We start from the raw sequence: 24,030 nt of genomic DNA on the forward strand, positions 1-24,030 counted from the left end.
TTTTCTGGATCATAATACCCACGAATGCGACGCTAGTTTGTGGCTCTATTGTTAACAATTAAACAGTTTNCGCCTCGCCCCTACTCAATTAAGATTGCTATATCTGATTTACAATTAATTTTTTAACCTTTCAATAGTCTATTTCTATGTCTACTCCCGAAAAACTCTACGAAGGTAAAGCTAAAATCATCTATCCTACAGATGATCCTGAAATATTACTCGCCTATTTCAAGGATGACGCAACGGCTTTTAATGCCCAAAAACGCGGTACAATTCAAGGTAAAGGCGAAATCAACAACGCCATCTCTAGCCATCTATTTCAACGGTTAGAAGCGAAAGGGATTCCTACCCATTATATTGATTGTCCTACGGCTAATGAAATGCGGGTGAAACGGGTAACAATTGTTCCAATAGAAGTCATTATTCGCAATATTGCCGCCGGAAGTCTTTGCAAACAAACGGGGATTCCAGTAGGTACAATTATCGAACCCCCGATAGTAGAATTTTGCTATAAAAATGATGAATTAGGTGATCCCTTATTAACTCGTGAACGACTGTTATTAATGAAGTTAGCCACACCGGAACAATTGGAACAAATTACCCAATTATCCTTACAAATTAATCAAATTCTCTCAGAATTTTTTAATGATTGTGGGATTACTTTAGTTGATTTTAAATTAGAATTCGGTATTACCTCTGATGGCCAATTGGTACTGGCGGATGAAATTAGTCCTGATACCTGTCGTTTGTGGGATCAATCAGAAACAGACCCCGACCGTCGAGTATTGGATAAAGACCGTTTCCGTCGAGATTTAGGTAATGTTGAATCCGCGTATCAACAAGTGCTTAAACGGGTTTTAGAACATACATCCAACCCCTCTGAATAAATCCATCAATCTTGATCCCTCTGAATTCCCCTTACTCAGGAGACTGAAAATTCTGGTTTCCCGCTTTCTCAGGGGGTTAGGGGGATCATAACCTATGATTTTAAAAGCTTTTAGCTGTAGAAGTGTCAAAGCTTGTTAAGATGTCAGATGTCGCAGCGCCAGCGTTGAGTGTAATCATCACCCTAACGTTTAGCTGAGGACTGACAAATTTTAGGTGTGGGACTGTCTAAAAGAGTGAGTATCATGCGTTTATCTCCTGTCTTAGTTGCGGTTTTTGCTGCTTCAGCTACGTTTGGATTATCAAACTCTGCAAGTGGTCAAACCGCCTACCCAGACTCAGAAGGTTTATCAAATTCCCAAGAAACTTTTGATCAGGTAGATCCGACTTTAAATCCATCGGAAACCCATGAACAATCTTTAGCTGTTAATCAAATTCCTCCCTCTACACCCCTTCATTCCTTTGAAGAAATAGTTTTAAATAAAACGAAATCGGTTAATTCAGATCTAGCTTTTTCTCTGGGCGAATCGATTGGAAAAAATATTTCGTCTCCTTGGGTTAATACTTTATCTCCCCAAAATTCAACAGCGTTTAATCCATCTCAACCTCTCACTAACGAGTCTTTAAAATTTCCCTTGAATTCCGCAGAATTAGATGTTTTAGTAGAACGTCCTATTGCTGATGTTCAAGGGAAAATACTTATTCTTAATAAAGGAAAAGCGACAGAAGATTTAGAAAAATTAGCTCAATTTCCGATAGAGGTTTCCCCTGATGTAACGAATACAGAAATTAATGCGTCCTCAAATTCCGAGATTTTATTAAATAAATTAGCAACAGAAAAAATTGGGAATTTTACGTTTGGGGTAGTCCCAGAAGTGGCGATCGCTTTAAATCCTACGGAAACGGAATCTAACTTATTTGAACCCAGTTTAAATAAAGATTTAGGAAAAACAGCGCAATTTCCCCTAGCAATTCCCGAACAAATCGCTAGTGTAGATGCTAATTATTCCTCGAATTCTGAGATTATATTAAATAAATTAGCAACAGAAAAAATTGGGAATTTTAGCTTTGGGTTAATTCCAGAAGTGGCGATCGCTTTAAATCCTACGGAAACGGAATCTAACTTATTTGAACCCAGTTTAAATAAATTTACTTCAGAAAAATTAGCACAATTTTCTCCTTCAGTTTCTTTAGATATTGCTCAAGCAACACCCGAAACTGTACCCGTTGATCCTGAAGTTCCACCACCAACACAACCCGAAATTCCTCCGACTTCTATTCCTATTCCCACCACACCCGCACAGTCTGAAGCTGAAGTATTAGTCGCCGAAATTGCGGTAAGTGGAATCGAAGATGCAACATTAATTGACAAAGTATATAGTGTTATTTCCACTCAACCTGGACGAACAACAACCCGTTCTCAATTGCAAAAAGATATTAACGCAATTTTTGCAACAGGTTTATTCCGAAATGTCAGAGCAGTTCCTGAAGATACGCCTCTGGGGGTGCGAGTCACCTTTGAAGTCGAAGAAAACCCCCCCTTAAAACAAGTTGTAATTGAAGGCGATACGGTTTTACCCGAAGAAATTATTAACGAAAGTTTCGCCGATCAATATAATCAAACTATTAACCTGAATCAAATAGAAACCGGGGTAAAAAAAATCAATCAATGGTATCAGGATAATGGTTATGTTTTAGCACAAGTTGTTGCTGCACCAGAAGTCACAAGAGAAGGCGTTGTTACCCTACAAGTCGCGGAAGGAATTATTGAAAATATTGAAGTCCGTTTCCTCAATAGTGATGGAGAAGCAATCGATGAAGAAGGAAAACCCATTGACGGAAGAACCAGAGACTTTATTATTACCCGTGAAATCGAGTTAAAACCTGGGGATGTATTTAACCAACAAACCGCACAACGAGATTTAGCAAGGGTTTTTGGGTTGGGAATTTTTGAAGATGTGCGATTGCAATTAGAACCCGGAAAAGATGATCCGCGTGAAGCGACAGTGATTGTTAATGTGATTGAAAAAACCACCGGATCTTTAGCATTTGGGGGAGGAATTAGTTCCGCCGCCGGATTATTTGGTACCTTGAGTTATCAAGAAATTAACTTAGGAGGAAATAACCAACGTTTAGGTGCTGAGTTTGAAGCGGGTAATCGCGTTTTCCAAGTAGATTTAAGCTTTACAGATCCTTGGATTGCGGGTGATCCCTATCGTACCTCTTACACCGTTAATGCTTTTAGACGTCGGACAGTTTCTGTTGTATTTGACAATGGGCCGCGAGATGTCCGCTTAGAAAATGATGATCGCCCTCGTGTCGTTAGAACTGGCGGCGGGATTAGTTTTACCCGTCCTTTTGCGGACAATGTTTTTGCCGATCCCAATTGGGTCGCATCATTAGGAATTCAATATCAACGAGTTGATATTACCGATTCCGATGGTAACATTACCCGCAAGGATGAATATGGTAATCAATTAAGTTATAGCGGCAGTGGAAGCGATGATTTATTAACTGTTCAATTTGGATTTGTTCGAGATCGTCGTAATAATAAACAACAGCCTACTTCTGGTTATTTAGTCCGTTTTGGAAGCGAACAATCGATTCCTGTGGGTTCAGGAAGTATTTTAATGAATCGTTTGCGGGCTGGATATACTTTTTATATTCCTGTGAAATTCTTCTCTGGTTTTATTCCCGAAGGCCCTCAATCTTTTGCCTTTAATTTCCAAGGGGGAACTGTACTTGGAAATTTACCCCCCTACGAAGCTTTTCCATTAGGAGGAACAACTTCGGTACGGGGTTGGGAAGAAGGTGCGATCGCATCAACTCGAAGTTTTATCCAAGGATCAATTGAGTATCGTTTCCCGATTTTCTCGAATTTTATTGGCGGAGCGCTATTTGTCGATGCGGCGACGGACTTGAATTCTCAGGGGACAGTTCCCGGCTCTCCAGGGGGTGTACGGGATAAACCCGGAAGTGGTTTCGGTTATGGTGTGGGTGTGCGCTTACAAACTCCCTTGGGGCCAATCCGCATTGACTATGGGATTAATAATGACGGCGATAGTCGAATTCACTTTGGTCTTGGAGAGCGATTCTAAGCAAGTATTGGGTGCGAGATGTTAGGGTAAAAGCATAAAGAACTGTGACGGCTTTCCTAGTTCGCGGAACCCATCGGTCTAAACTTGTGTAATTAAAACCCGTCTTCGAGCCATGATCAAAAGACAGGCTATCTCATCGAATGAAATATCTAAGAGCCTAACTTTAGACATTGAAGGCCCTCAGTTATCGTTTGATAAATTTTTAAAGGCTCAAGAACAACTAGCGAAACTTCTTGACGAAGTGGATCGGACTATTGCTGAAAATCAGCGTCCTTCTATCAATTGGGTTGTTTCTCACGTTAGGGGTGGTAGTGTTCATCTGACCCTTGAGGGAATACCAAAAGCAGATGTGGAGTTAAGAGCAATTGGCAAAGTTCTCAAGATTGTTGAAACAGGTATGGCGACGATAGCCGAGCGTCCTGAACGTCCCGCTTACTTTTCAGATCGAGCTTTAGAAAGTGCTAAAGCATTAGCAAAATTAGTTGAACAAGACATTTTTATGATTCAGTTAGGGGTTAATTCTACTCGAATTAATCTCAATCAACATTTAGTAGCGAATGTCGATGAAATTATTGGAGGTAAATATACGAGTTTTAGTTCTGTAGAAGGAGTTCTTAAAGCGATTGATTTAAGTCGTAAACCTGTGTTTAGAATTTACGATCTATTAACGAATAAAAGTGTTCGGTGTTATTTTTCTTCTAATTCTATTGATGAGATCAAAGATGCTTTAGAAAAACGAGTATCTGTATCGGGTTTAGTCAAATCAAGAGAGGATGGAGAAAAACTCAGCATCGAAGTAGAGGAAATAGAAATTTTTCCACCGGAAGATGAGTTACCGACTATTCAGGAAATTATAGGGATTTTAGGAGGGAAAGATTGACTCAGCGTTTATTTAAAGAAATTCACTACTGGGATGCTTGCACTTTTTTAGCTGTTCTCAAAAATGAGGAAGATAAAATTCAGGAATGTGTCTCTGTTCTAAAAGCGGCTCAGAATGAGCAAGTGATGATTGTTACTTCTGCTTTAACGTTTATTGAGGTAGTAAGATTAGAGAAAAGAAACCCTAAACTTCCAAAAGAAGTTGAGGAAAAAATTCGTAATTTTTTTAAGCATAAGTGGATATATATCTATGATGTAAATCGAACAGTGGGAGAGTTAGCCAGGGAATTAATGTGGGAATATGAGGCATTAAAACCTAAAGATGCAACTCATGTAGCTACAGCGATTCTTGCGAAAGTTAATGTATTAGATACATTTGATGATTATTTAATTAATTTATCTGGTAAAATTGGTAATCCTTCATTAGTTATTAAAAGACCTTTTTTTGAGATTCAACTTGATTTATTTGACACCGACACTTTTGAAAATTAATGCTTTCATATCTTGGTTAATAATTGCTGGAGCTTGTAAAACTGCTACCAGAATTATATGGGTGAAAATCATACTCCTAACAACAATTAAAACATAGTTCTATATATCGGGTTGATGATTTCCCTTACTAAGTCTCTCCCGAAACTCCATAACCGCTTCAAACGGTTCCTCAGACTGAATATAATTGGCTAAGACATTAAAATCTAAATCAGGTAATAATAAACTGCGTTCTATTTTAATATATTTTTCATTTTCTAAGCAATAAATAGCAAATTGATGGTTTTCCCATAACCAAACTTCAGGAACACCCAAACCTTGATAAACCTCTAGTGAATTAATACCACCACTGGTTAAAATTACCTCAATAGCAATATCAGGAATTAATTGTTTAGTTTCTAAACAATAACATTCATCCGGTTCTTTTCCTCTGGCGATCATTTCTGATTTCAAGGTTGTTGATCCCAGGGGATAAAAATGGATTCCCAATTCTAATAAATAGGTTTCCACTAACATCGCAATTAATTTTTTGTTTTCCTCATGCCGACGACTCGGCGACATCAGTTGTAAAACTCCTTCTAAATAACTAATTCTGAAATTAAAATTTTCTCCGAGATTGTCTAACAGGAATTCATAACTTTTCCAAGTTGTATTATTAATAATTAAAATTTGTTCCGAATCCACTTGAGGTAAATGTAACAGTTGAAATATTTGCTGAATTGGGTTAACAGGTTCAGTTTGAACAATCATCCATTTAACCTCTGTCTGTTTAATAATCTCATCTTGAATAAGTTTAATAATCTCATCTTGAATAATTTTATCGCCTCCTTTCCTGTAAAACAGCATCACCAGAACTTGACGATCGCAGAAATATAGTCTAATATAGTTGTATGTACGGGGCATTACTGGTTTCGACAGGGTAAGGAAAGCTACCAAGTGATGCAGGCCGAGAGTGAGTCACCTCTCGTAAATCCAGGCTCAAAACAAAATGTAACTGCGAACAACATCGTTCCTTTTGCTCGTAAATCAGCCGCTGTTGCTGCCTAAACACCTCTTGTAGGTTCGAGCGTCTATCGTTTGACTCCGTTAAGGACAATAGACAAACCCCCAACGGATGCTCTAACTTAGTTTCTTTGGTTGAAAAGTTAGTTAAGATTTAACCATTGCATCCCACCCTTCGGGATAATGAGGGGTTCCCGCCTTGAGGATCAGAAAGGCTAAGTCTGTGAATGAGCGAGGAGTAAATACTTGTTCTGGACATGGGTTCGATTCCCATATGCTCCATTCCCCTACACCCTAAAAAACCACCTTGGTAAATTCCGAGGTGGTTTTTTATTGGGTTGTTAGTCTGGTATAGAAACGGAAGAAATCGTTTGATTTTGCTGATAACGGATAGCCAGTTCGGACGCATGGGAAAGGAATTGACGCACCAAGACTTCCTTTCCTGAAAGGGGAATATTAGTATCACCCCAAGACGGTAACTGTGCCAAAGTTACACAGAGAATAAAAGCAGTCAGCACCAAAAAACCATATTTGAGGATAGGTCTGCTGAATAGTCCCTTAGTATTGAAAAACAGCATAGAAGTTGAAAGCTAACTCTAAACAAAAATCTCCCTCTCAGTTCTCACTGCGGGAGATAAATTCAGGGTGCATCTACTTAATAATTGAAGTATAACACAGAAAATGAGGGGTGTCACCCCCTATTGTAAAAACCCCTTTTTTTAGAGGAAAGTTTCACCCAGATTAACGCTGACAACGGCATTCTGAGGGAGTTTCAGACGTTAAAGATTTGTGACGTTGTTGGACTAATGTAGCTAAATTAGGCCGTCCCGTTAGCGTGAGTCGCCAATTGGCCCAAATTTTATAGAGTGCATTCATCATGGGGCCAATTAATGGCCAGCGAGTGGGTGCATAAATCCAACCGAGTCCCAGAACTTGATAAATTTGATAAAATACCTCTAAATTTTGGATGATTGTGCCATCGGGAAGTAACGCATGAATTCGTCCCATTGCAGCTTCAAAGGAAATCCCGCTATGATCTTCAGGACGATAATTAATATCACTAATATTAACAAAGGCAATTAATCCTCGTCCCGCGTCTCGTTTTTGTAAAAAATTCACCTCTCGTAAACATAACGGGCACTGACCATCATAAAGCAGTTTAATTTTCCAGGGAGTTGATGTGATTAAAGATGGGTTCGAGCTTTCTAAGGTAGGATTCATAAACTAGAATTACAATCAAGAGGTAATAATATTGTAGATAAATTTATCAAAAATTACATCTATTTTGACCCAGCTTGGGGAAGGGTAAAGGTGAACGAGGTTTGACCCAATTCAGGGGGAGATAATTGATGAATCTCTAACTTTTGGGTTCCCTTCTATTTGATGTTACCTGAATGGAGTAGACTATAAAGATAAACCCATAATCCAAAATCAAGCAATATTGAAGGGAACGCCGTGTTAGATATTAAATTAATTCGGGAAAATCCAGCCGTAGTCCAAGAACGCCTAAATTTACGAGGCGAGTATGATTTGCAACCGATTTTAACCTTAGATGAACAACGCCGCCAACTGGAACAGGAACGCATTGTATTACAAACCCGGAGTAATGATATTGGTAAATTAGTTGGGGAGAAAATTAAATCGGGATGTGACCCTAAAGGGGAAGAAATTAAAGTCTTAAGAGCAGAAGGTCAACAACTCAAAATCCAGTTGAGTGAATTGGAGCCGAAAGAGAAAGAAATTGATGTTCAAATCACTCAATTATTATTACCCATTCCGAATTTACCTAGTGAATCAACTCCTGTGGGAAAAGATGAACGGGAGAATGTAGAAATTAGACGCTGGGGAGATGAATATATTCCCCAAAATCCCAATATTTTGCATCATGCGGATATTGGAGAAAAACTTAACTTATTAGAATTTAAACAGGCGGTTAAAGTCGCTCAAGCGCGATTTGTGGCGTTAAAAGGTGCAGGTGCTGCTTTAGAACGAGCGTTAATTCAATTTATGTTAGACCGTCATACAAAAAACGGTTATATTGAAGTAATGCCTCCGTTATTAGTTAATAGTACCTCCTTAACAGCAACAGGTCAACTACCGAAATTTGCCGAAGAAAGTTTTAAATGTGACTCTGATGATTTATGGTTAATTCCGACCTCTGAAGTATCGGTGATGAATTTGTATCGAGATGATATTTTAGACGCGGAACAATTACCCATTCATCATTGTTCCTATACCCCCTGTTTTCGTCGAGAAGCGGGAAGTTATGGGAAAGATACTAGAGGGTTAATTCGGTTACACCAATTTAATAAAGTGGAAATGGTGAAACTGGTTCATCCTGATACTTCAGAAGCCGAACATGAGAAATTAGTACAGGATGCCGAAGGAGTTTTACAAGCGTTAAAATTACCCTATCGGGTGATAGAATTATGTACAGGAGATTTAGGATTTTCGGCTGCCAAATGTTATGATATTGAGGTGTGGTTGCCCTCAGCCGGAACCTATCGAGAGATTTCTAGCTGTTCCAATGTTAAGGATTTTCAAGCTCGACGAGCCAATATTCGCTTTAAAGAAGCGGGTAAAAAAGGGACACAATATATTCATGCGTTAAATGGTTCTGGGTTAGCCGTGGGTCGAACGATGGCCGCGATTTTAGAAAATTATCAACAACCCGATGAAACCATCCGTATTCCTGACGTTTTACAACCCTATTTAAGACGAGAAATCCTCTAATTCGTAGTGAGTCCTTCAGGACTCTCTATCTTTAACCCCTGAAGGGGTTACTACTAATTCGTAGTGAGTCCTTCAGGACTCTCTATCTTTAACCCCTGAAGGGGTTACTACCCGTTTTTCTAACCCCTTCAGGGGTTACTACAAGTTGGGTAAATAGGGTTGTAACGCATCTTTAGTAACAGCAATATTACAAGCTAATGCAATTTGTTCTTTTTCAATAATGCCCACAACTTGACGCGGCTGTGCACGAGTAACAACAGGTAACTGCGGTAAATCTCGCGCCGCCATCCGCTCTAAAGCCGCTTTAACAGGTTCATCTTCATAGGCGCAAAGGATTTCGGTTGTACAAACATCCTTTAAATTTTGCTGTCCTAACGCCAAAGATTCCTCTTGATTTGTAGCTTGAAAAATTGACCGACGAATATCTGTAACTGTTACTAATCCCGCTAATTGAGAACTTTCATCTAAAATTAAAGCCGTATGACAATTGAGATGTACCATTACCGAACCTGCCTCTAAAATTGGCATGGAACAGGGAAGGGTTAAATAAGATTGACCCATAACTTCAGAAATCCGAATGGTTTGTAAGATTTCTAACTCATTCGGTCGTTCTAAATAAACCCCCATTTGTTGTAAATTTAATCCTGAATCCGATTGATTAGATTGTACCACATCTACAATTAAAACACTCACTCCCACCGCCACCATTAACGGTAAAATAATTAAATAATTTTGCGTCATTTCAAATAATAATAAAATCGCCGTTAACGGCGCTCGCACACTTGCCGCTAATACCGCCGCCATTCCTACCATTGCATAAGCCGCAGGAGGGGCAATATCGGGTAAAAACGGGTGTACCAATCCCCCTACAGCTTGCCCATAGGTGGCGCCTAATGTCGCCCCAATAAACATCGCCGGAGCAAAAATTCCCCCGACTAATCCACTTCCTAAACTTACAGAAGTGGCAATAATTTTCAGAATTAATATAATCATTAATAAATCTAAAGAAAATCGCCCTTCCTCTAATAAGGCTTGAATCGTTCCATAACCAGGCCCTAGAATATGGGGAAATTGAATCGCAATAATCCCGACAAATAATCCCCCTAACATCGGATGAAAGGTTCGAGGAATTTTAGTTAAAAACAGGAAAGTCGGAATTTCACCTCGAAAACAACGTTGAGCAAATTTAATCGCTTGGGTATAAGCTAAGGAGACAAAACTGGCTAAACACCCTAATCCTAAATAAAGTAATAATTCCCAATTGCTTCGGACTTCATAAATGGGAGGAGAAAATGCCGGATGGTCACCCAAAACAATCCGAGCAACCACAGAAGAAACCACCGATGCTAATAATACTAAACCTACACCCGAAGCTGCAAAACTCGTGCCTAAAATCACTTCTAAGGCAAAGAAAACCCCCGCAATGGGCGCATTAAATCCCGCAGCTAATCCGGCGGCGGCTCCGGCTCCTAATAATAACCGATAACGTTCTTTTGAAACTTGAAAAATTTGCCCTAAAATCGCCCCTAAATTCGCTCCGATTTCCACACTCGGCCCTTCGGGGCCCAAGGAAGCTCCTGAACCTAAAGAAATCGCCGCAGCTAACAGTTTAATAAAGGGTCTTAAGGGGGAAATAATTGAAATTCTTTGGGTATTAATTAACGAAGAAATGCCTTCGCCAAAAAATTCTTGATAACGACAGCGAATTAACCCCACAATTAGGCCCCCTAATGGTGGAATTAAAGCAATTGTCCATAAACCTAATGGCATCATTAACCCCATAAAATCTTCTAGGGTTAATCGTTGAAATAGTTCCACTAATTTGTGGAACAAAACCATAACTAATCCGGTTCCCCCGCCAATTAATAGGGCAAACATTAAAATTAAGAATTGCGGGGGGGGTTGTAAACGATTTAAGAGGCTAGTTAGGCGGTCAGAAACAGAGACAGAGGCGAGTTCAGTTTGCTGCGGGAGAATGCCCTCATTATTGGGCAGAGTTGTCGTCATTGATAAACCCACAATTATAAGAATCTTTATAAAATTTAAAACAAGTTCTAACGTTTGGGAGCATTAAAACCCAAAGAGGGTACTCATCCATAAAGGACAGGGACTCCAAATTTCATCGATTTGATACCTAAGACCATACAGAAAGGACATTCGCTACGGTGTCCGACCTGATGCTGATACCCGTCTTGGGCTTCTAATCTTAGCTTTTCCCACCTGATGACTCATCACCCGTTTGAGGCGAGGGAAAAATCAAATACTCCTCTTCCTCCACCTCTTTCAGTCCCAACGATAAGTTTTCAGTTGGACTTGACAATATTTGCAATACCGTTCGGTTGACCGAGGCGATATCCGCTTAAGGTTGCCAACACTTGCTTAATTTTATCTTGAGTACGGCTATTTCCCGTTTTTGATTCGTTAAAACCGAATCTATCCTGGTGCCGAATTTACTATCTTAGAATCACAAGGCTGTAGTAAAGCCTATATTAATAGTCTATCAAATAAAAGCGTCAATGGAGGTAACAATTATGCCTTTAGTACGTTGGCAACCCTTCCAAGAAATTGATTCTCTGCAACGAGAAATGAATCGTCTGTTTGATAGTTTAGCCCTTCCTACCGAAAAACTGGGGATGTCCATCTTTCCGGCGGCGGAACTCCATGAAACTCCCGATGCGGTTATCCTGAAATTAGAAATTCCGGGGATAGATGCCAAGGATTTAGATGTCCAAGTGAGTGCGGATGCGGTGGCGATTACTGGGGAACGAAAATCACAAACCCAAACGGAAGAAAAAGGGGTAACTCGGAGTGAATTCCATTATGGAAAATTCCATCGCGTGATTCCCCTTCCCACTCGGATTCAAAACACCCAAGTTCAGGCTGACTATCAAGATGGAATTCTCAGCTTAACGTTACCGAAAGCAGAAGAAGAGAAAAACAAAGTCGTTAAGGTGACGTTAGGTTAAGGGGGAATGTAAGGAGTAACAATTGTTCTCGGTTATCCTGAATCAAGGATAAACAAAAAACTCTGTAATCCTAGTCGCAATTTAACCAAAATTCGACTATAATAAAAAAGGAGAAAAGCGGATTTATGGAAATATTTCCGCTTTTCTTGATCTAAAGTGCCATGCTAAAATTGAGGATAATCACGTTGAATCAAAATGAATCAGAGTCTGAGTCTAACCCTTTAATTGAGATCTTGGAGGATGAATCTATGGGAAAATCCCAGCCCCAAAATATTACTTTTCTTACGATTAGTCGTTATCTTTTTGTTGTGGTTTTGAGCGTGGTGTTAACCGTAACTAGCTTACAATTTTTCCCCAATTTCTTAGGAACTTCCGCCCAAGCTGACCCGATATTAAGCCCAATACAACCCCAGAGTGTTGTCGCTGTTCCTAACCCAAATTCTACCGGAAATTTTGTTTCGGCTGCGGTGAATCGAGTCGGGCCAGCCGTGGTTAGAATTGATACAGAACGTACCATTTCTGCTAATATTCCTGATCCTTTTTTTGATGATCCTTTTTTCCGGCGTTTCTTTGGGGAAGGAATGCCCCAAACTCCCCAAGAATATCAACAACGGGGACAAGGTTCGGGGTTTATTGTTGATAGTAGTGGGATTATTTTAACCAATTCTCATGTAATTAAAGGAGCCGATAAAGTTACCGTTATCCTCAAAGATGGTCGTCAATTTCAAGGGGAAGTTCGAGGTAGTGATGACCCCTCGGATTTAGCCGTTATTAAAATTAATGGGAATAATTTACCTGTTGCTCCCTTGGGGAATTCCAGTGAAGTTCAAGTGGGAGATTGGGCGATCGCTGTAGGCAATCCGTTAGGATTAGATAATACCGTTACCTTGGGAATTGTTAGTACCTTAAATCGACCCAGTTCTCAAGTCGGAATTCCCGATAAACGGTTAGATTTTATTCAAACCGATGCAGCTATTAATCCAGGGAATTCTGGAGGGCCGTTATTAAATGATCGAGGGGAAGTCATTGGCATTAATACGGCTATTCGGGCTGATGGTCAAGGCATTGGATTTGCTATTCCCATTGATGCGGCTAAAAGCATTCAAGCCGCGTTAGTTCGAGGGGAAAAAATTGCTCATCCCTATATTGGTATTCGCATGGCTAGTTTAACGGCTGATGCTGCTAAAAACCTAAATAATGATCCCAATTCGATCATGTTTATTCCCGAAGTTAATGGGGTATTAGTGGTACAAATTATTCCCAATAGTCCAGCCGCAAATGCCGGGTTACGTCGAGGGGATGTGATTACGGAAATTGATGGACAAGCCATTATTAGTGCTGAACAATTACAGCGTTTAGTTGAAAAAAGTAAAATTGGTCAACCCCTAAAAGTTACTCTCCATCGCGGACAAAAAACCGAACAAATTTCCGTGCGTCCGGGTCAACTGGATGAAGAAGCATTGCGTTAATTTTAAACCCGTAGAGTGGGCATAGCCCACCAAATCTATTAATTGAAGTTCACCAGTTTACTAAAAAACGTCCTGTTCAAAGCTCATCCCCAGATCGGGAAGGGGAGAGCTTTGAGATCAATTAACTAACAACAGGATTAGATGCTGAGGGACGACGGTTGATTACTTGGTCAATCAAGCCGTATTGCATGGCTTCTTCCGCCGACATAAAGAAATCCCGCTCTGTGTCTTCTTCAATGCGGGATAAGGGCTGACCCGTGTGATCGGCTAAATGTTCATTCAGACGTTTTTTCAGATACAAAATTTCTCTGGCCTGAATTTCAATATCCGTCGCCTGTCCTTGGGCGCCTCCTAACGGTTGGTGGATCATAATTCGAGAATGGGGGAGACTCATACGTTTACCCTTAGCCCCCGCACTCAACAGAAACGCCCCCATACTGGCTGCTAACCCCAGACAAATGGTAGACACATCGGGGCGGATATGATTCATGGTGTCAAAAATACCCAAACCAGCCGACACCGAACCTCCTGGCGAGTTGATATAGAGATAAATATCTTTCTCTGGATCTTCAGCATCGAGGAACAACATCTGCGCCACAATTAAGTTAGCTAAATCGGCTGTCACCTGTTGTCCGAGGAAGATAATGCGATCGCGTAATAGCCGAGAATAGATATCAAAGGCTCTTTCGCCACGACCTGATTGTTCAATAACGGTTGGGATCATAACACTCTGCTGCTCATAGTCATTCTGTTGTCATTGTAGCGATTTCAGGTTTCAAACTTTCACAAACCATCCCTGACGATACATGAAATAGGAAATTACCCACCAAAATAGTAAAGTAGCGATCGCAAAAGCTAAAGAACCATTCATCGGGCCAAAGATCGATTGAAATAGAGTTTCATACAGCCACATTTTAGCGCTGGGGGCTTCCCGGTAATTTCCCATCTTAATTAAATTGAGAATTCTTGCTAAAAAACCAGAAGCGACAAAGATAAAAAGGGCGTTTAACCCCATGACTTTAAACGGAAACCCCCATTTTGTCCAGCCTCGAACTTCTAGGGTTTCATAACAAAATGCTAACAGCAACAATGACCATCCGACGGTAACGGTGACAAAAGAACTTGTCCACAGGGATTTATTTAAGGGGAAAATTTCAGCCCACAAATATCCCACGACAAAACAACTAATTGCAAATACAATTAAACTGATACTGGTATAAGTTCTAATCGGTTGTTTTCTAATCCAATTTCCGGTTAAATAACCCGCTAGAACGGTAACAACCGCCGGAAAGGTACTAAAAAGTCCTTCAGGATCATAAACCCCTCCTCCCCCTTTCCACAAATGTTGCTGACCTAATATGATGCGATCAATATAGGCGGCAAAATTTCCGTCCGGTGTGAGGTTTCCTGCACCATCACCGGGAACCGGAATATATTGCAGGGCGATATAATATCCTAATAAAATTGCAGCGCTGAGTATCCATAATCCTTTTTTGGATAGGTTAAAAATAGCGATCGCGGCTAAAAAATAGGCGACACTAATTCGTTGTAAAACCCCCATAATCCGAATTTCGGCGAGGTTATAAGTGGGGAAACCATTCAGGATTAATCCTAATAAAAATAAAATCCCACATCGTTTCGCAATTCGCCAATAGATCGATTTAGGAACGTTCGTTTCTGGAGAACGATACTCTTTTGTATACTTTAAGAGGGAAAAAGCCATCGCTACCCCAACAATAAACAGAAAGAAGGGAAATACTAAGTCTGTGGGGGTACAACCATTCCATTCTGCATGATTTAACCAGGGATAGACAAAATCCCAACTACCGGGGTTATTGACTAATATCATACTAGCGATCGCAATTCCCCGAAACACATCCAAAGCCTGTAGGCGCATAAGTTATCCTAAACCGTGCAAGATATTATTACATTTTGCACTGAATTAGGAATTAGGAATTAGGAATTAGGAATTACGAATTACGAATTAACAAACAGATTTTATTATAATAGATTAATAGTTGCGGTTAATTGTGATGGGGGGAAGACAAGTTAGGGAAAATCCGGATCAATTATTCTTCTATCCTAGATATTAGCTTAAGACAAACATTGTCACAAACTGTAAACTCGGATGAAAAGGATGTTGACCCGGTAGGCTATGATTAGACATAGTAAGAGTCTATTGAGGAAAATAAAGATGCACCTGATGGCAAGATACCCAGATCGATCAACTTCCTGATGGCTTTCCTGTGAACCCCTGATGGGTTAGTTGGACAAACATGGACACTACGGACAAGTCACGTCTAAGTTAGATGATCAATCAAGGTGTGCGAGTCTATGTTGATTATGGCAGGCAGATTTTAACGATTTCAAGAGGTCTTTTGCAATCACCCACTTTTTCTGACAGTTACTTAAATTTATGACAAATTTAAGAATAGCTTGAAGTTGTGGGTTAAGCTGCTTGTAGATTGATCATTAGCCGTGTTGATTAAGGTTTTCTGGAATTTAAAAGCGGCGTTAGCTGTTTCGGTGTTCCCGTTCGACTTGACAGCCCAACCAGATTAAGCTTAAATGCCCTCAAGTCCATACCGTTTGTCTACAACCGCATCCGTGGGTCTGAGGATGTTTGTAGCCCATGAGTCACGGAGAATGGGGCTTACAGATTAGAAATCATCAAGGATTGCATGAGTTGAATTGAATTTGTATTTCTAGTAACGGTCGGTGGACAAATGCAAACGGAAACCAAAAGGCAACGGGCATCAACGAATACGATTGTTCGGCGACAGGCGACACCGAAAGAACGAGAATTAATTCACCTGTTAGCAAATTTGGGCTGTTCTCAAGCTAAATATGGTTTGAAACACGCCACGAGTAAAGGGGTAATTAGTCCAGAAGAACGGTTGCGATTAGCGGAATGGCATTATCTTCGCTTACAACAAATTCGTCGTGTTGAACGCAGTTTAGATCCGGTTGCCACCCTCAAACGTGTCTATTTCAAAAGTAAATTAAGTCCCCGCAATTTAGAATCTTTGAAATTGTTGTGGGCTGAAGAAGAAAAAACTAGAGTCAAACGAGTTGATCCTGAATTGGATGATCTGCTTTGTGAGGCTTTGGATAAAGGGGATACCCTCAAGCAAATTTTTCGGATCATTGAAGTCAAAGAACGACAATTTGCTCGAACTCCTGAGCCGGGAAAAATACCCCTCTGGGTGCAAGAATGGGAAGATTCAAATTATGAAATTAACTTTTTTCCTCCCTCCTTCACTGATTGGGCACAAATCGTTGACGATTAATTAAAAAGGCAACTTGTCCTAGTGCTAATCCTCCATCATTTGGAGGAATTTTTTGTGACCAATACACCTGAAATTGTTCTTGACAAAGACGTTTAATAATGTGTTCAATTAAATATTGATTCTGAAAACATCCTCCACTTAAAGTTATGGTTTTTTCGCCTAACTTTTTCGCTATTTCTACAACCGCTTCTACTAAAGTATTATGAAATTTAGCCGATATTAAATTAATCGGTTTTTGGTTAATTTTATCCTGCAATATCCCTTGAATTATAGATTCCCAATTAAAATAATTCATATTCTCGCCTTTTTCTAAAGGTTGGGGAAGATCACACCATTCAAACGGATAATATTCATCGGTTTCTAAATCTTCAATGGCAAATTCTAACGCCATTGCCGCTTGTCCTTCAAAACTCACGGTTTGACAAATTCCTAATAAAGCAGCCACCCCATCAAAAAGTCTACCAACACTAGAAGTTAAGGGTGTATTTAATTTGCGGTTAAGCATAGTTTGAATAATCTTTAACTCTTGGGGTTTGAAGGATTTGATCAATTCCAAATTAAGCTCTTGATTAAATAGACTATTTCCAAATATTTCATATAACAATCCTAACGCAATCCTTCGAGGTTCATAAACCGCTTTATCTCCACCGGGAAGGGGAAAGGGACGAAAAGACGCAATGCGTTGAATTTGGGTTTTTGTGATTTGAAAAAACTCTCCCCCCCAAATAGTTCTATCGAGTCCATATCCTGTTCCATCCCAGGCTATTCCTAATAGGGGAGATTGTAAATTATGTTCAGCAATAACAGCAAAAACATGAGCGAGATGATGTTGAACTTGAATCATCGAAATAGGGGGATTTTGTTGAGATAACTTCTCTGCAAATTGAGTAGAATAATAATCAGGATGAGCATCACAAACTATTACATTGGGTTGAAAATCATAGATATTACTAAGGCTATTAATGACCTCTTGAAATGCGGCTAAGGCTTGGGGGTTTTCTAAGTCGCCAATATGTTGACTCAAGAAGGCTTTTTGATTAAATGCGATCGCAATTGTATTCTTTAAATGTCCGCCTAAAGCTAAAACTTTTGGGGGAGTTTCTATTGACAAATCAGAATCTTGTGCTAAACTAAAGTTAGTTTGATAAAATGGGGATCTGTCTGCGCCTATAGGATCTGGGATAGGAACAGGTAACGGTGCGTAACCTCTGGCGCGACGCAGCACCATTTCTTCACCTGCAATTACCCTGACAACAGAATCATCAATGGGTCTAACAATCGGGCGGTTATGAACTAAGAAGAAATCCGCGATTTGATTCAACCGAGTGACCGCTTCTGCTTCGTCAATACAAATCGGTTCACTGGCAAAATTGCCACTGGTTGCCACAATGGGGAAGTTTAATTCAGCTAATAATAAATGATGTAAGGGTGTGTAGGGTAAGATTACACCTAAATAGGGATTTCCGGGTGCGACAGACTTTAATAGATAGGAAATTCGACGTAATAAAACAATCGGAGAAGCCGGAGAAGATAATAATTTTGCTTCTAATTCAGAAACAAAACAATCTGGTTTAATTTGTTCTAAATTGGGATACATCACCGCAAAAGGTTTAGCAGGTCGGCGTTTACGAGTGCGTAAATTCTGGACTGCGGTTTCATTTCTAGCATCCACAATTAAATGAAATCCTCCTAACCCTTTTAATGCTAATATTTGACCTGAACGAATAATATCGGCTGCTTGTTTTAACGCTTCCTGAAAACCAGCAATTTTATTCCCGTTTTTATCCCATAATTCTAAGTGTGGCCCACAAACAGGACAAGCATTCGGTTGAGCATGAAACCGACGATTTAAAGGATTATCATATTCCTTCTGACAATCAGAACACATTGTAAATGTTGCCATTGTGGTGTGATTTCGATCATAAGGTAACGCTTGAATAATCGAATAACGGGGGCCACAATTCGTGCAATTAGTAAAGGGATATTGATAACGGCGATTTTCAGGATCTAAAATATCTTGTAAACACTCAGAACAGGTGGATAAATCCGGTAAAACAATAGCAGATTTTTGAGTATGAGTTGTAGATTCAGAAACGTGAATTTCAAATTTAGAATAACCGACAATTGGCAACCAAACCGCGTTTAAACTTTGGATTTCAGATTGAGGAGGTTTTTCCTGTAAAATACGAGCTTGAAACTGTTCTAAATTTTCCCGCAAACCTTCAACTTGAATACAGACACCCTGAACGGAATTATTAACCCATCCGGTTAAGTTTAACTCCGTTGCGAGACGATAAATAAACGGACGAAAGCCAACGCCTTGGACTATTCCTTGAAGGGTCAGTTGTAGACGATATTGTTGAGAATTGAGATCAAAAGAACCTTGTATCATAGATCAGACTTAGAACAATTTTATTATAGCGATATTGGCAAGCGATCGCACAAATTCTATTAATTTAGGGTGAAATTATAGAAAAATTAATCTCAGTTTGTAGACAAACCCCTCCTCATCGGTAGAAAATCATGGTATGAAAGTTAAAACATAATTGTCATCTATCAAACCCGAAAGGGTAGAATCATTAGAAAAAATGCTAGAACCAAACTCCAAAGAACGCTTTGACTCGAAAAAAGCCTTTCCTGGGTTGAAATCAGAATCTTCAACCCCTAAACCGAGAAAAGCCGTTGTTAATATGATTTTGGCAAGTGTAGCGGTTTTGAGTACATTAATAGCAATTTGGGTTTGGGTCGAAAATAGTCGCCTCAGTCAACGTTTGAAGACAGAATCTTCTAATTTAACAACATCATCGGCAAAAAAACAACCCCAAAATCCCCAAGAAACTTTGTTAAAAACAAAGAAATGTCCTGAATGTAATTTAAGTCGAGCTAACTTAAAAAAAGCTTCTTTAAGAGGAGCATATTTGTGGAAAGCTAATTTAGAAAATGCCGACTTGAATGATGCTAATTTAGAACTAGCTGATTTACGCGGGGCGAACTTAGCCGGGGCAGATTTACGCGAGAGTCAACTGGCGAGTGCTAATTTAGGATATACTAATTTAGTAGGAGCAAAACTGAATAATGCTGATTTTCAACAGGCGAATTTATGGCAAGCTAATTTAAAAAATGCGAACCTCAATTATGCCACATTCAGACAAGCTGATTTACGCAAAGCTAATTTAGAATCTGCTAATTTAGAATCCGCTAATTTCTTGACGGCTAATTTAACGTCAGCCAACCTGAAACAAGCTAAATTAAAAAATGCTAATCTCAATGGTGCTATTTTAGAAGGTGCTAATTTAAACAAAGCTAACTTACAAAATGCGGTTTTAACGGAAGCTAATTTAACTCAAGCTAATTTAGGAAATGCTATTTTAAATCAAGCTAATTTAAAAGATGCGAACTTATACGAAGCGGTGTTATGGGTAGCGCAATTAGAGAAAGTGAATTTAGAAAATGCAAACTTAGAAAAAGCCAAGTTAGGCTATGCTAAACTTAATCAAGCCAACTTGAATAACGCTCAATTCATTGATGCGGTATTAGAAGGAGCAAGTTTAGAAGATGCAGAGTTAAAAAAAGCGAATTTAAAAGGGGCAAAATTAGAACGTGCTAATTTATTAGGAGCGTATTTAGAACGAGCTAATCTTCAAGAAGCTAATTTAGCTGGAGCAGATTTACGAGGAGCAAATTTAAGTAAAGCAAACCTCAAAAATGCCTATTTACAAGGGGCGAATTTACGGGGTGCAAACTTAAAAGGGGCAGATTTAAAAGGGGCAAATTTACGAGATACTCAGTTAAAAGGGGCAACAATGCCGAATGGAAGAATTTATGTTGATGAAGAAGAAAATTAATAAAAAATGAGTTAAATTAGGAGGAAGTCGCTTTTAAGCCAATTAAAGAAATCACTAACAAACTTATAAAAAATAATCGTCCCACACTAAGGGGATCTTTAAAAATAATCACTCCTATAATTACTGTTCCTAATGCTCCAATTCCTGTCCAAACTGCATAAGCTGTTCCTAAAGGAATGGTTTTCATTGCTTGACTGAGAAACCAAACACTTAACGCCCCAAAGCCAATAAAGGCTAGAATTGCATAGGGTTTTGTGAGTCCTTCTGAAAGTTTCAGAAAACTAGAAAATCCTAATTCAAATAATCCGGCTAAAATTAAATAAATCCAACCCATTTTTTTGATATTATCCTACAATTGTAGGGTGGGCTATGCCCACCTAATTAATTTATCCCAGATAATACTTCCAACAATAAGTAGAGTATAACTCTCTTATTTTACCGTTAACTTGGGGCTGGTTTCTTTAACTTGTTGCTCTAAAAATTGATACCATTGATTCATCCCTTGACCTGTTTTAGCAGACACTTCAAAAATTTGAGCTTGGGGAACCATTTTTTTGATATTATTTAAAGCTAATTCTCGGTCAAAACCGACGGCCTCCGCAATATCCATTTTATTAATAATTACAACATCAGCCGTTTTAAATAAGGTTGGATATTTTAACGGTTTGTCTTCTCCTTCGGTGACAGACAGTAACGCAATTCGTTTATTTTCCCCTAAATCGTAGGCGGCGGGACAAACTAAATTACCGACATTTTCAATAATTAATAATTTTACCTGATCTAAGTTAATTTCAGGCAGGGCTTTAGCGACCATATCGGCTTCTAAATGACAAACGGTTCCGGTGGTAATTTGAACCACTTGCGCCCCTGAGCGTCTTAAGCGTTGAGCATCATTATCTGTCGCTAAATCTCCGACAATAACCGCCCCAGGAAGACGAGAATTAATATCAGTTAAGGTACGTTCAATAAAGGCGGTTTTCCCTGAACCAGGGGAGGATAAAACGTTTAAAACAAACAGTCCTTTCCCCCAAAAAAAGCCTCGATTTCGTTCGGCTAATCGTTCATTTTTCGATAAAATAGCTTCATGAACCGTTAAGGTTTGATGAGAATGTTCATGATCAAGATGTTCATGATTATGCTCATGGGTGTGGGGATGTTCATGATCATGATTATGGATTTCAATCATTCCAGGGGTGACAGCACAGCCGCAATTTGTACACATATTAAGAAACCTCTAAAGATGTTAATTCTAATTCTTTACCCTGAAGAATATCAAGGCTATATTGATGACAATGGGGACATTCATAAATAAAGTCATCGGGTTGAAATTCTACGTTACAATCATGACAATAACAGCGAACGGGAATAGATTCGATTTCAAAAATAGCGGTTTCTGCTATTGTTCCTTTTGTGACTACATCAAAGGCAAATTCTAACGCTTCTGGGATGACTCCTGATAATTCCCCTACCTTCATTTTAATTCGATGAATTTGATTTGCTCCTTGTTGTTTGGCATGATTTAAGGCTATTTCTAGGGTTTGTTCCATAATACTAACTTCGTGCATAATTTGTAGTAACCCCTTCAGGGGTTTCTTTTTAGGGGTTTCTTTTTAGGGGTTTCTTTTTAGGGGTTTCTTTTTAGGGGTTTCTTTTTAGGGGTTTCTTTTTAGGGGTTTCTTTTGAGTCCTGAAGGACTCACTACGATTAATTATAATTGATTTGGGGTTTTATTGATCAGATTTTTAATGATTTTTAACGCTTCTTGAATGCCTTGTTGAGCTTTTTCGGAAAGGGTTTCACTGAGTTCAAAATTCTCTCCGGGGATGGCAATTAACCAGGCTTGAGGGGCTTTTTGATAGAGAAATTGAGTTAGGGATAAAAGCGATCGCGGGTTTAAAGAATGACCCCAATTAAATAAATCTGAGGGTAAAGCTTCCAGGGAAGTCAGGTTAACAGTCTCTCCTTCTAAACAAGCATCGACAAAAATAACAGTATCAACTTCAGCCATTTCTGCTGCAATTTCCGGGGTGAGTTGATGAAGAGATTGCGATCGCACATTCGCTAAATTCCACTGTTCAAGTTCAGCAATAACCGCTTGACCAATACCATCATCCCCCCGAATGGGGTTGCCATATCCGATAATTAATATCATATTTTCCCCTATTCCCCGATTAACAATATTCTACCATAACTTCTTTCTGTTGGCTGCGAAGTAACTGTACTAAATCTTCAATTAAATTACGACGAATTGAAATATTTTTAGGTAATAAGGGATTTTGATAAAACTCATTAATTTGTTGACCGACTAAAAAATAAATCGAATCTCCTTCTATAATTTCTCGTGCTAATAAAACCGCCCCATTTCGATCAGAAGACAACCGAGAAATATCACCCTTACATTTTTTGAGGATTTCCGTTGCTTTAGAAATCGTTAAAATTCCTTCAGTGACTAAATCGACTTCTTTTAATATACCAATGGGAGGTAAATCTTTTCGCATGGTGGGAATATCCATTTCAACAGTTTCTCCCATATAATTTGCGACTAAATTTCCGGTTGTTCCTCCACAAATGACTTTTCGACCGGGAAAACTTAATAACCGTTCTGCATATAATTCATCTTGAGTAATATCTAAAGGGGGGCCAGTAAAAATCATGACCGGGTTGGGTTTCCTAACATAAACTCCCACAAAAGTTGCATCATCACCAATTTTATCTCGATATAAGGAACGAGTTTCTGATAACACTTGCTCAATAATTGCCCGTGAATTCGTCGCTTGACTAATAAAAATTCGCTCCATATATTTAGCAATATTATCCCAACCCCAGCCAAAATTCATGGTATCCCCTAACCCAGCGTAAAGGATACCATCACTAATAGCCCCAATAAAATCTCCTCGTTCTAATATTCCTTCTGAAGATTGAATTTTTTTATTTAATATTTTATCGGTTTTTATTTCTAATTTAACAATACGACCTTTTTTAAAATAAAGAATAGGAGGATTATCAAAATTAATCACTTTAAATTCATTCGTGATATGATTAATAGAAATAATCGTAAAGGTAGCATAGGCGATTTTTCTCACCTGACAAATAGGTAAGGTTCCAATTACGGTTTTAATCACTTCCTCTAGGGGAACATCTGCATTTAACATGGTGATTAAAATTTCAGTGGTCAGGGTGGCTAAAATACTGGCTTTTACCCCACTTCCTAACCCATCGGATAAAACAATTGTGCTTTTAGTTTCGGTTTTTGTAAATTTAACTTGATCACCACAAAGTTCTTCGCCTTTTTTATTGAGGCTCAGATTACAAATATCAAAAAAGTTATCTTGATTCATATTAATTTTATTTAAAATAGAGGGAATAGAAACCAA

20 protein-coding genes, 1 other RNA gene and 1 pseudogene are annotated in these 24,030 nt (G+C 39.1%); 10 read left to right on the forward strand and 12 right to left on the reverse strand.

Annotation, left to right across the window (positions count from 1 at the left end):
* Positions 1-146: 146 nt before the first annotated feature.
* The 4 genes from purC (at position 147) to PL8927_RS24515 (ending at position 5,354) form a co-directional block, all read left to right on the forward strand.
* Complete coding sequence (purC, locus tag PL8927_RS24500; protein ID WP_083626074.1) at positions 147-887, forward strand: phosphoribosylaminoimidazolesuccinocarboxamide synthase; 741 nt, start codon at positions 147-149, stop codon at positions 885-887.
* A 243-nt stretch (positions 888-1,130) separates the two neighbouring features.
* A complete protein-coding gene (locus PL8927_RS24505) occupies positions 1,131-3,983 on the forward strand; it encodes a BamA/TamA family outer membrane protein (protein WP_083626075.1) in 2,853 nt (950 codons plus the stop codon).
* A 112-nt stretch (positions 3,984-4,095) separates the two neighbouring features.
* Complete coding sequence (locus PL8927_RS24510) at positions 4,096-4,863, forward strand: hypothetical protein (protein WP_083626076.1); 768 nt, start codon at positions 4,096-4,098, stop codon at positions 4,861-4,863.
* Positions 4,860-5,354, forward strand: coding sequence for a type II toxin-antitoxin system VapC family toxin (locus tag PL8927_RS24515; RefSeq protein ID WP_083626077.1), 495 nt, complete (start codon positions 4,860-4,862; stop codon positions 5,352-5,354). The genes PL8927_RS24510 and PL8927_RS24515 overlap by 4 nt, the downstream gene beginning before the upstream one ends.
* Positions 5,355-5,453: 99 nt before the next feature.
* On the opposite strand, the gene PL8927_RS24520 is transcribed toward PL8927_RS24515, so the two are convergent.
* Complete coding sequence (locus tag PL8927_RS24520; RefSeq protein ID WP_197047547.1) at positions 5,454-6,254, reverse strand: Uma2 family endonuclease; 801 nt, start codon at positions 6,252-6,254, stop codon at positions 5,454-5,456.
* On the opposite strand from PL8927_RS24520, the gene ssrA reads away from it, so the two are divergent.
* Positions 6,248-6,638, forward strand: a transfer-messenger RNA (tmRNA) gene (ssrA, locus tag PL8927_RS24525). The genes PL8927_RS24520 and ssrA overlap by 7 nt on opposite strands.
* A 56-nt stretch (positions 6,639-6,694) precedes the next feature.
* On the opposite strand, the gene PL8927_RS24530 is transcribed toward ssrA, so the two are convergent.
* Entirely contained in the window at positions 6,695-6,871 is a 177-nt protein-coding gene (locus PL8927_RS24530) for a hypothetical protein (RefSeq protein WP_156093323.1), read from the reverse strand.
* A 223-nt stretch (positions 6,872-7,094) separates the two neighbouring features.
* On the reverse strand, positions 7,095-7,574 hold the full coding sequence (locus PL8927_RS24535) for a thiol-disulfide oxidoreductase DCC family protein (RefSeq protein WP_083626079.1): 480 nt from the start codon (positions 7,572-7,574) through the stop codon (positions 7,095-7,097).
* 234 nt (positions 7,575-7,808) lie between these two features.
* Here PL8927_RS24535 and serS point away from each other — a divergent pair, with 234 nt between their 5' ends.
* Positions 7,809-9,086 (forward strand): serine--tRNA ligase, encoded by a 1,278-nt coding sequence (gene serS, locus PL8927_RS24540; protein WP_083626080.1) that lies wholly within the window; start codon positions 7,809-7,811, stop codon positions 9,084-9,086.
* A gap of 138 nt (positions 9,087-9,224) precedes the next feature.
* Here the strand turns inward: serS and PL8927_RS24545 are convergent, their stop codons facing one another.
* Positions 9,225-11,093, reverse strand: a complete 1,869-nt coding sequence (locus PL8927_RS24545; protein ID WP_083626081.1) for a chloride channel protein — start codon at positions 11,091-11,093, stop codon at positions 9,225-9,227.
* Positions 11,094-11,617: 524 nt separating this feature from the next.
* Here PL8927_RS24545 and PL8927_RS24550 point away from each other — a divergent pair.
* Positions 11,618-12,052 (forward strand): Hsp20/alpha crystallin family protein, encoded by a 435-nt coding sequence (locus tag PL8927_RS24550; RefSeq protein WP_083626083.1) that lies wholly within the window; start codon positions 11,618-11,620, stop codon positions 12,050-12,052.
* Between the two features lie 248 nt (positions 12,053-12,300).
* Positions 12,301-13,521, forward strand: a complete 1,221-nt coding sequence (locus PL8927_RS24555) for an HhoA/HhoB/HtrA family serine endopeptidase (protein ID WP_083626553.1) — start codon at positions 12,301-12,303, stop codon at positions 13,519-13,521.
* Between the two features lie 121 nt (positions 13,522-13,642).
* On the opposite strand, the pseudogene clpP reads toward PL8927_RS24555, so the two are convergent.
* Both clpP and PL8927_RS24565 read right to left on the reverse strand, forming a co-directional pair.
* A pseudogene (clpP, locus tag PL8927_RS24560) lies at positions 13,643-14,254 on the reverse strand (ATP-dependent Clp endopeptidase proteolytic subunit ClpP); the annotation flags it as partial.
* Positions 14,255-14,296: 42 nt separating this feature from the next.
* Positions 14,297-15,418, reverse strand: coding sequence for an acyltransferase family protein (locus PL8927_RS24565; RefSeq protein WP_083626087.1), 1,122 nt, complete (start codon positions 15,416-15,418; stop codon positions 14,297-14,299).
* Positions 15,419-16,247: 829 nt separating this feature from the next.
* Between PL8927_RS24565 and PL8927_RS24570 the strand changes: the two genes are divergently transcribed.
* The gene (locus tag PL8927_RS24570; RefSeq protein ID WP_083626089.1) at positions 16,248-16,811 is read left to right on the forward strand and encodes a hypothetical protein; all 564 of its coding nucleotides are present in this window, start codon (positions 16,248-16,250) and stop codon (positions 16,809-16,811) included.
* On the opposite strand, the gene hypF is transcribed toward PL8927_RS24570, so the two are convergent.
* Complete coding sequence (gene hypF / locus PL8927_RS24575) at positions 16,780-19,203, reverse strand: carbamoyltransferase HypF (protein ID WP_083626090.1); 2,424 nt, start codon at positions 19,201-19,203, stop codon at positions 16,780-16,782. The genes PL8927_RS24570 and hypF overlap by 32 nt on opposite strands.
* Positions 19,204-19,399: 196 nt before the next feature.
* Between hypF and PL8927_RS24580 the strand changes: the two genes are divergently transcribed.
* On the forward strand, positions 19,400-20,656 hold the full coding sequence (locus PL8927_RS24580) for a pentapeptide repeat-containing protein (protein ID WP_083626092.1): 1,257 nt from the start codon (positions 19,400-19,402) through the stop codon (positions 20,654-20,656).
* 16 nt (positions 20,657-20,672) lie between these two features.
* Here the strand turns inward: PL8927_RS24580 and PL8927_RS24585 are convergent, their stop codons facing one another.
* From PL8927_RS24585 to PL8927_RS24605, 5 genes are all read right to left on the reverse strand, one after another.
* Positions 20,673-20,990 (reverse strand): DMT family transporter, encoded by a 318-nt coding sequence (locus PL8927_RS24585; RefSeq protein WP_083626094.1) that lies wholly within the window; start codon positions 20,988-20,990, stop codon positions 20,673-20,675.
* Between the two features lie 96 nt (positions 20,991-21,086).
* A complete protein-coding gene (gene hypB / locus PL8927_RS24590; protein WP_083626096.1) occupies positions 21,087-21,878 on the reverse strand; it encodes a hydrogenase nickel incorporation protein HypB in 792 nt (263 codons plus the stop codon).
* Between the two features lies 1 nt (position 21,879).
* Positions 21,880-22,221 carry a hydrogenase maturation nickel metallochaperone HypA gene (gene hypA, locus PL8927_RS24595; RefSeq protein ID WP_083626098.1) on the reverse strand — a complete coding sequence of 114 codons (342 nt, stop codon included), beginning with the start codon at positions 22,219-22,221 and terminating at the stop codon, positions 21,880-21,882.
* Between the two features lie 143 nt (positions 22,222-22,364).
* Positions 22,365-22,808, reverse strand: coding sequence for a hydrogenase maturation protease (locus PL8927_RS24600; protein WP_083626100.1), 444 nt, complete (start codon positions 22,806-22,808; stop codon positions 22,365-22,367).
* Positions 22,809-22,827: 19 nt separating this feature from the next.
* Positions 22,828-23,994 (reverse strand): SpoIIE family protein phosphatase, encoded by a 1,167-nt coding sequence (locus PL8927_RS24605; RefSeq protein ID WP_083626555.1) that lies wholly within the window; start codon positions 23,992-23,994, stop codon positions 22,828-22,830.
* Positions 23,995-24,030 lie beyond the last annotated feature (36 nt).

Origin of the sequence: Planktothrix serta PCC 8927, from assembly GCF_900010725.2 — a bacterium.
In the GTDB taxonomy this organism is placed as follows: domain Bacteria; phylum Cyanobacteriota; class Cyanobacteriia; order Cyanobacteriales; family Microcoleaceae; genus Planktothrix; species Planktothrix serta.

Bases quoted from the DNA above. Each gene is read 5' to 3' on its own strand.
- PL8927_RS24600 (WP_083626100.1), bottom strand. From the start codon at position 22,808: ATGATATTAATTATCGGATATGGCAACCCCATTCGGGGGGATGATGGT.
- PL8927_RS24550 (WP_083626083.1), top strand. From the start codon at position 11,618: ATGCCTTTAGTACGTTGGCAACCCTTCCAAGAAATTGATTCTCTGCAA.
- PL8927_RS24505 (WP_083626075.1), top strand. From the start codon at position 1,131: ATGCGTTTATCTCCTGTCTTAGTTGCGGTTTTTGCTGCTTCAGCTACG.
- PL8927_RS24520 (WP_197047547.1), bottom strand. From the start codon at position 6,254: ATGCCCCGTACATACAACTATATTAGACTATATTTCTGCGATCGTCAA.
- hypB (WP_083626096.1), bottom strand. From the start codon at position 21,878: ATGTGTACAAATTGCGGCTGTGCTGTCACCCCTGGAATGATTGAAATC.
- PL8927_RS24555 (WP_083626553.1), top strand. From the start codon at position 12,301: ATGGGAAAATCCCAGCCCCAAAATATTACTTTTCTTACGATTAGTCGT.
- PL8927_RS24585 (WP_083626094.1), bottom strand. From the start codon at position 20,990: ATGGGTTGGATTTATTTAATTTTAGCCGGATTATTTGAATTAGGATTT.
- PL8927_RS24580 (WP_083626092.1), top strand. From the start codon at position 19,400: ATGCTAGAACCAAACTCCAAAGAACGCTTTGACTCGAAAAAAGCCTTT.
- PL8927_RS24565 (WP_083626087.1), bottom strand. From the start codon at position 15,418: ATGCGCCTACAGGCTTTGGATGTGTTTCGGGGAATTGCGATCGCTAGT.
- PL8927_RS24510 (WP_083626076.1), top strand. From the start codon at position 4,096: ATGATCAAAAGACAGGCTATCTCATCGAATGAAATATCTAAGAGCCTA.
- PL8927_RS24535 (WP_083626079.1), bottom strand. From the start codon at position 7,574: ATGAATCCTACCTTAGAAAGCTCGAACCCATCTTTAATCACATCAACT.
- PL8927_RS24545 (WP_083626081.1), bottom strand. From the start codon at position 11,093: ATGACGACAACTCTGCCCAATAATGAGGGCATTCTCCCGCAGCAAACT.
- PL8927_RS24570 (WP_083626089.1), top strand. From the start codon at position 16,248: ATGCAAACGGAAACCAAAAGGCAACGGGCATCAACGAATACGATTGTT.
- PL8927_RS24605 (WP_083626555.1), bottom strand. From the start codon at position 23,994: ATGAATCAAGATAACTTTTTTGATATTTGTAATCTGAGCCTCAATAAA.
- hypA (WP_083626098.1), bottom strand. From the start codon at position 22,221: ATGCACGAAGTTAGTATTATGGAACAAACCCTAGAAATAGCCTTAAAT.
- purC (WP_083626074.1), top strand. From the start codon at position 147: ATGTCTACTCCCGAAAAACTCTACGAAGGTAAAGCTAAAATCATCTAT.
- hypF (WP_083626090.1), bottom strand. From the start codon at position 19,203: ATGATACAAGGTTCTTTTGATCTCAATTCTCAACAATATCGTCTACAA.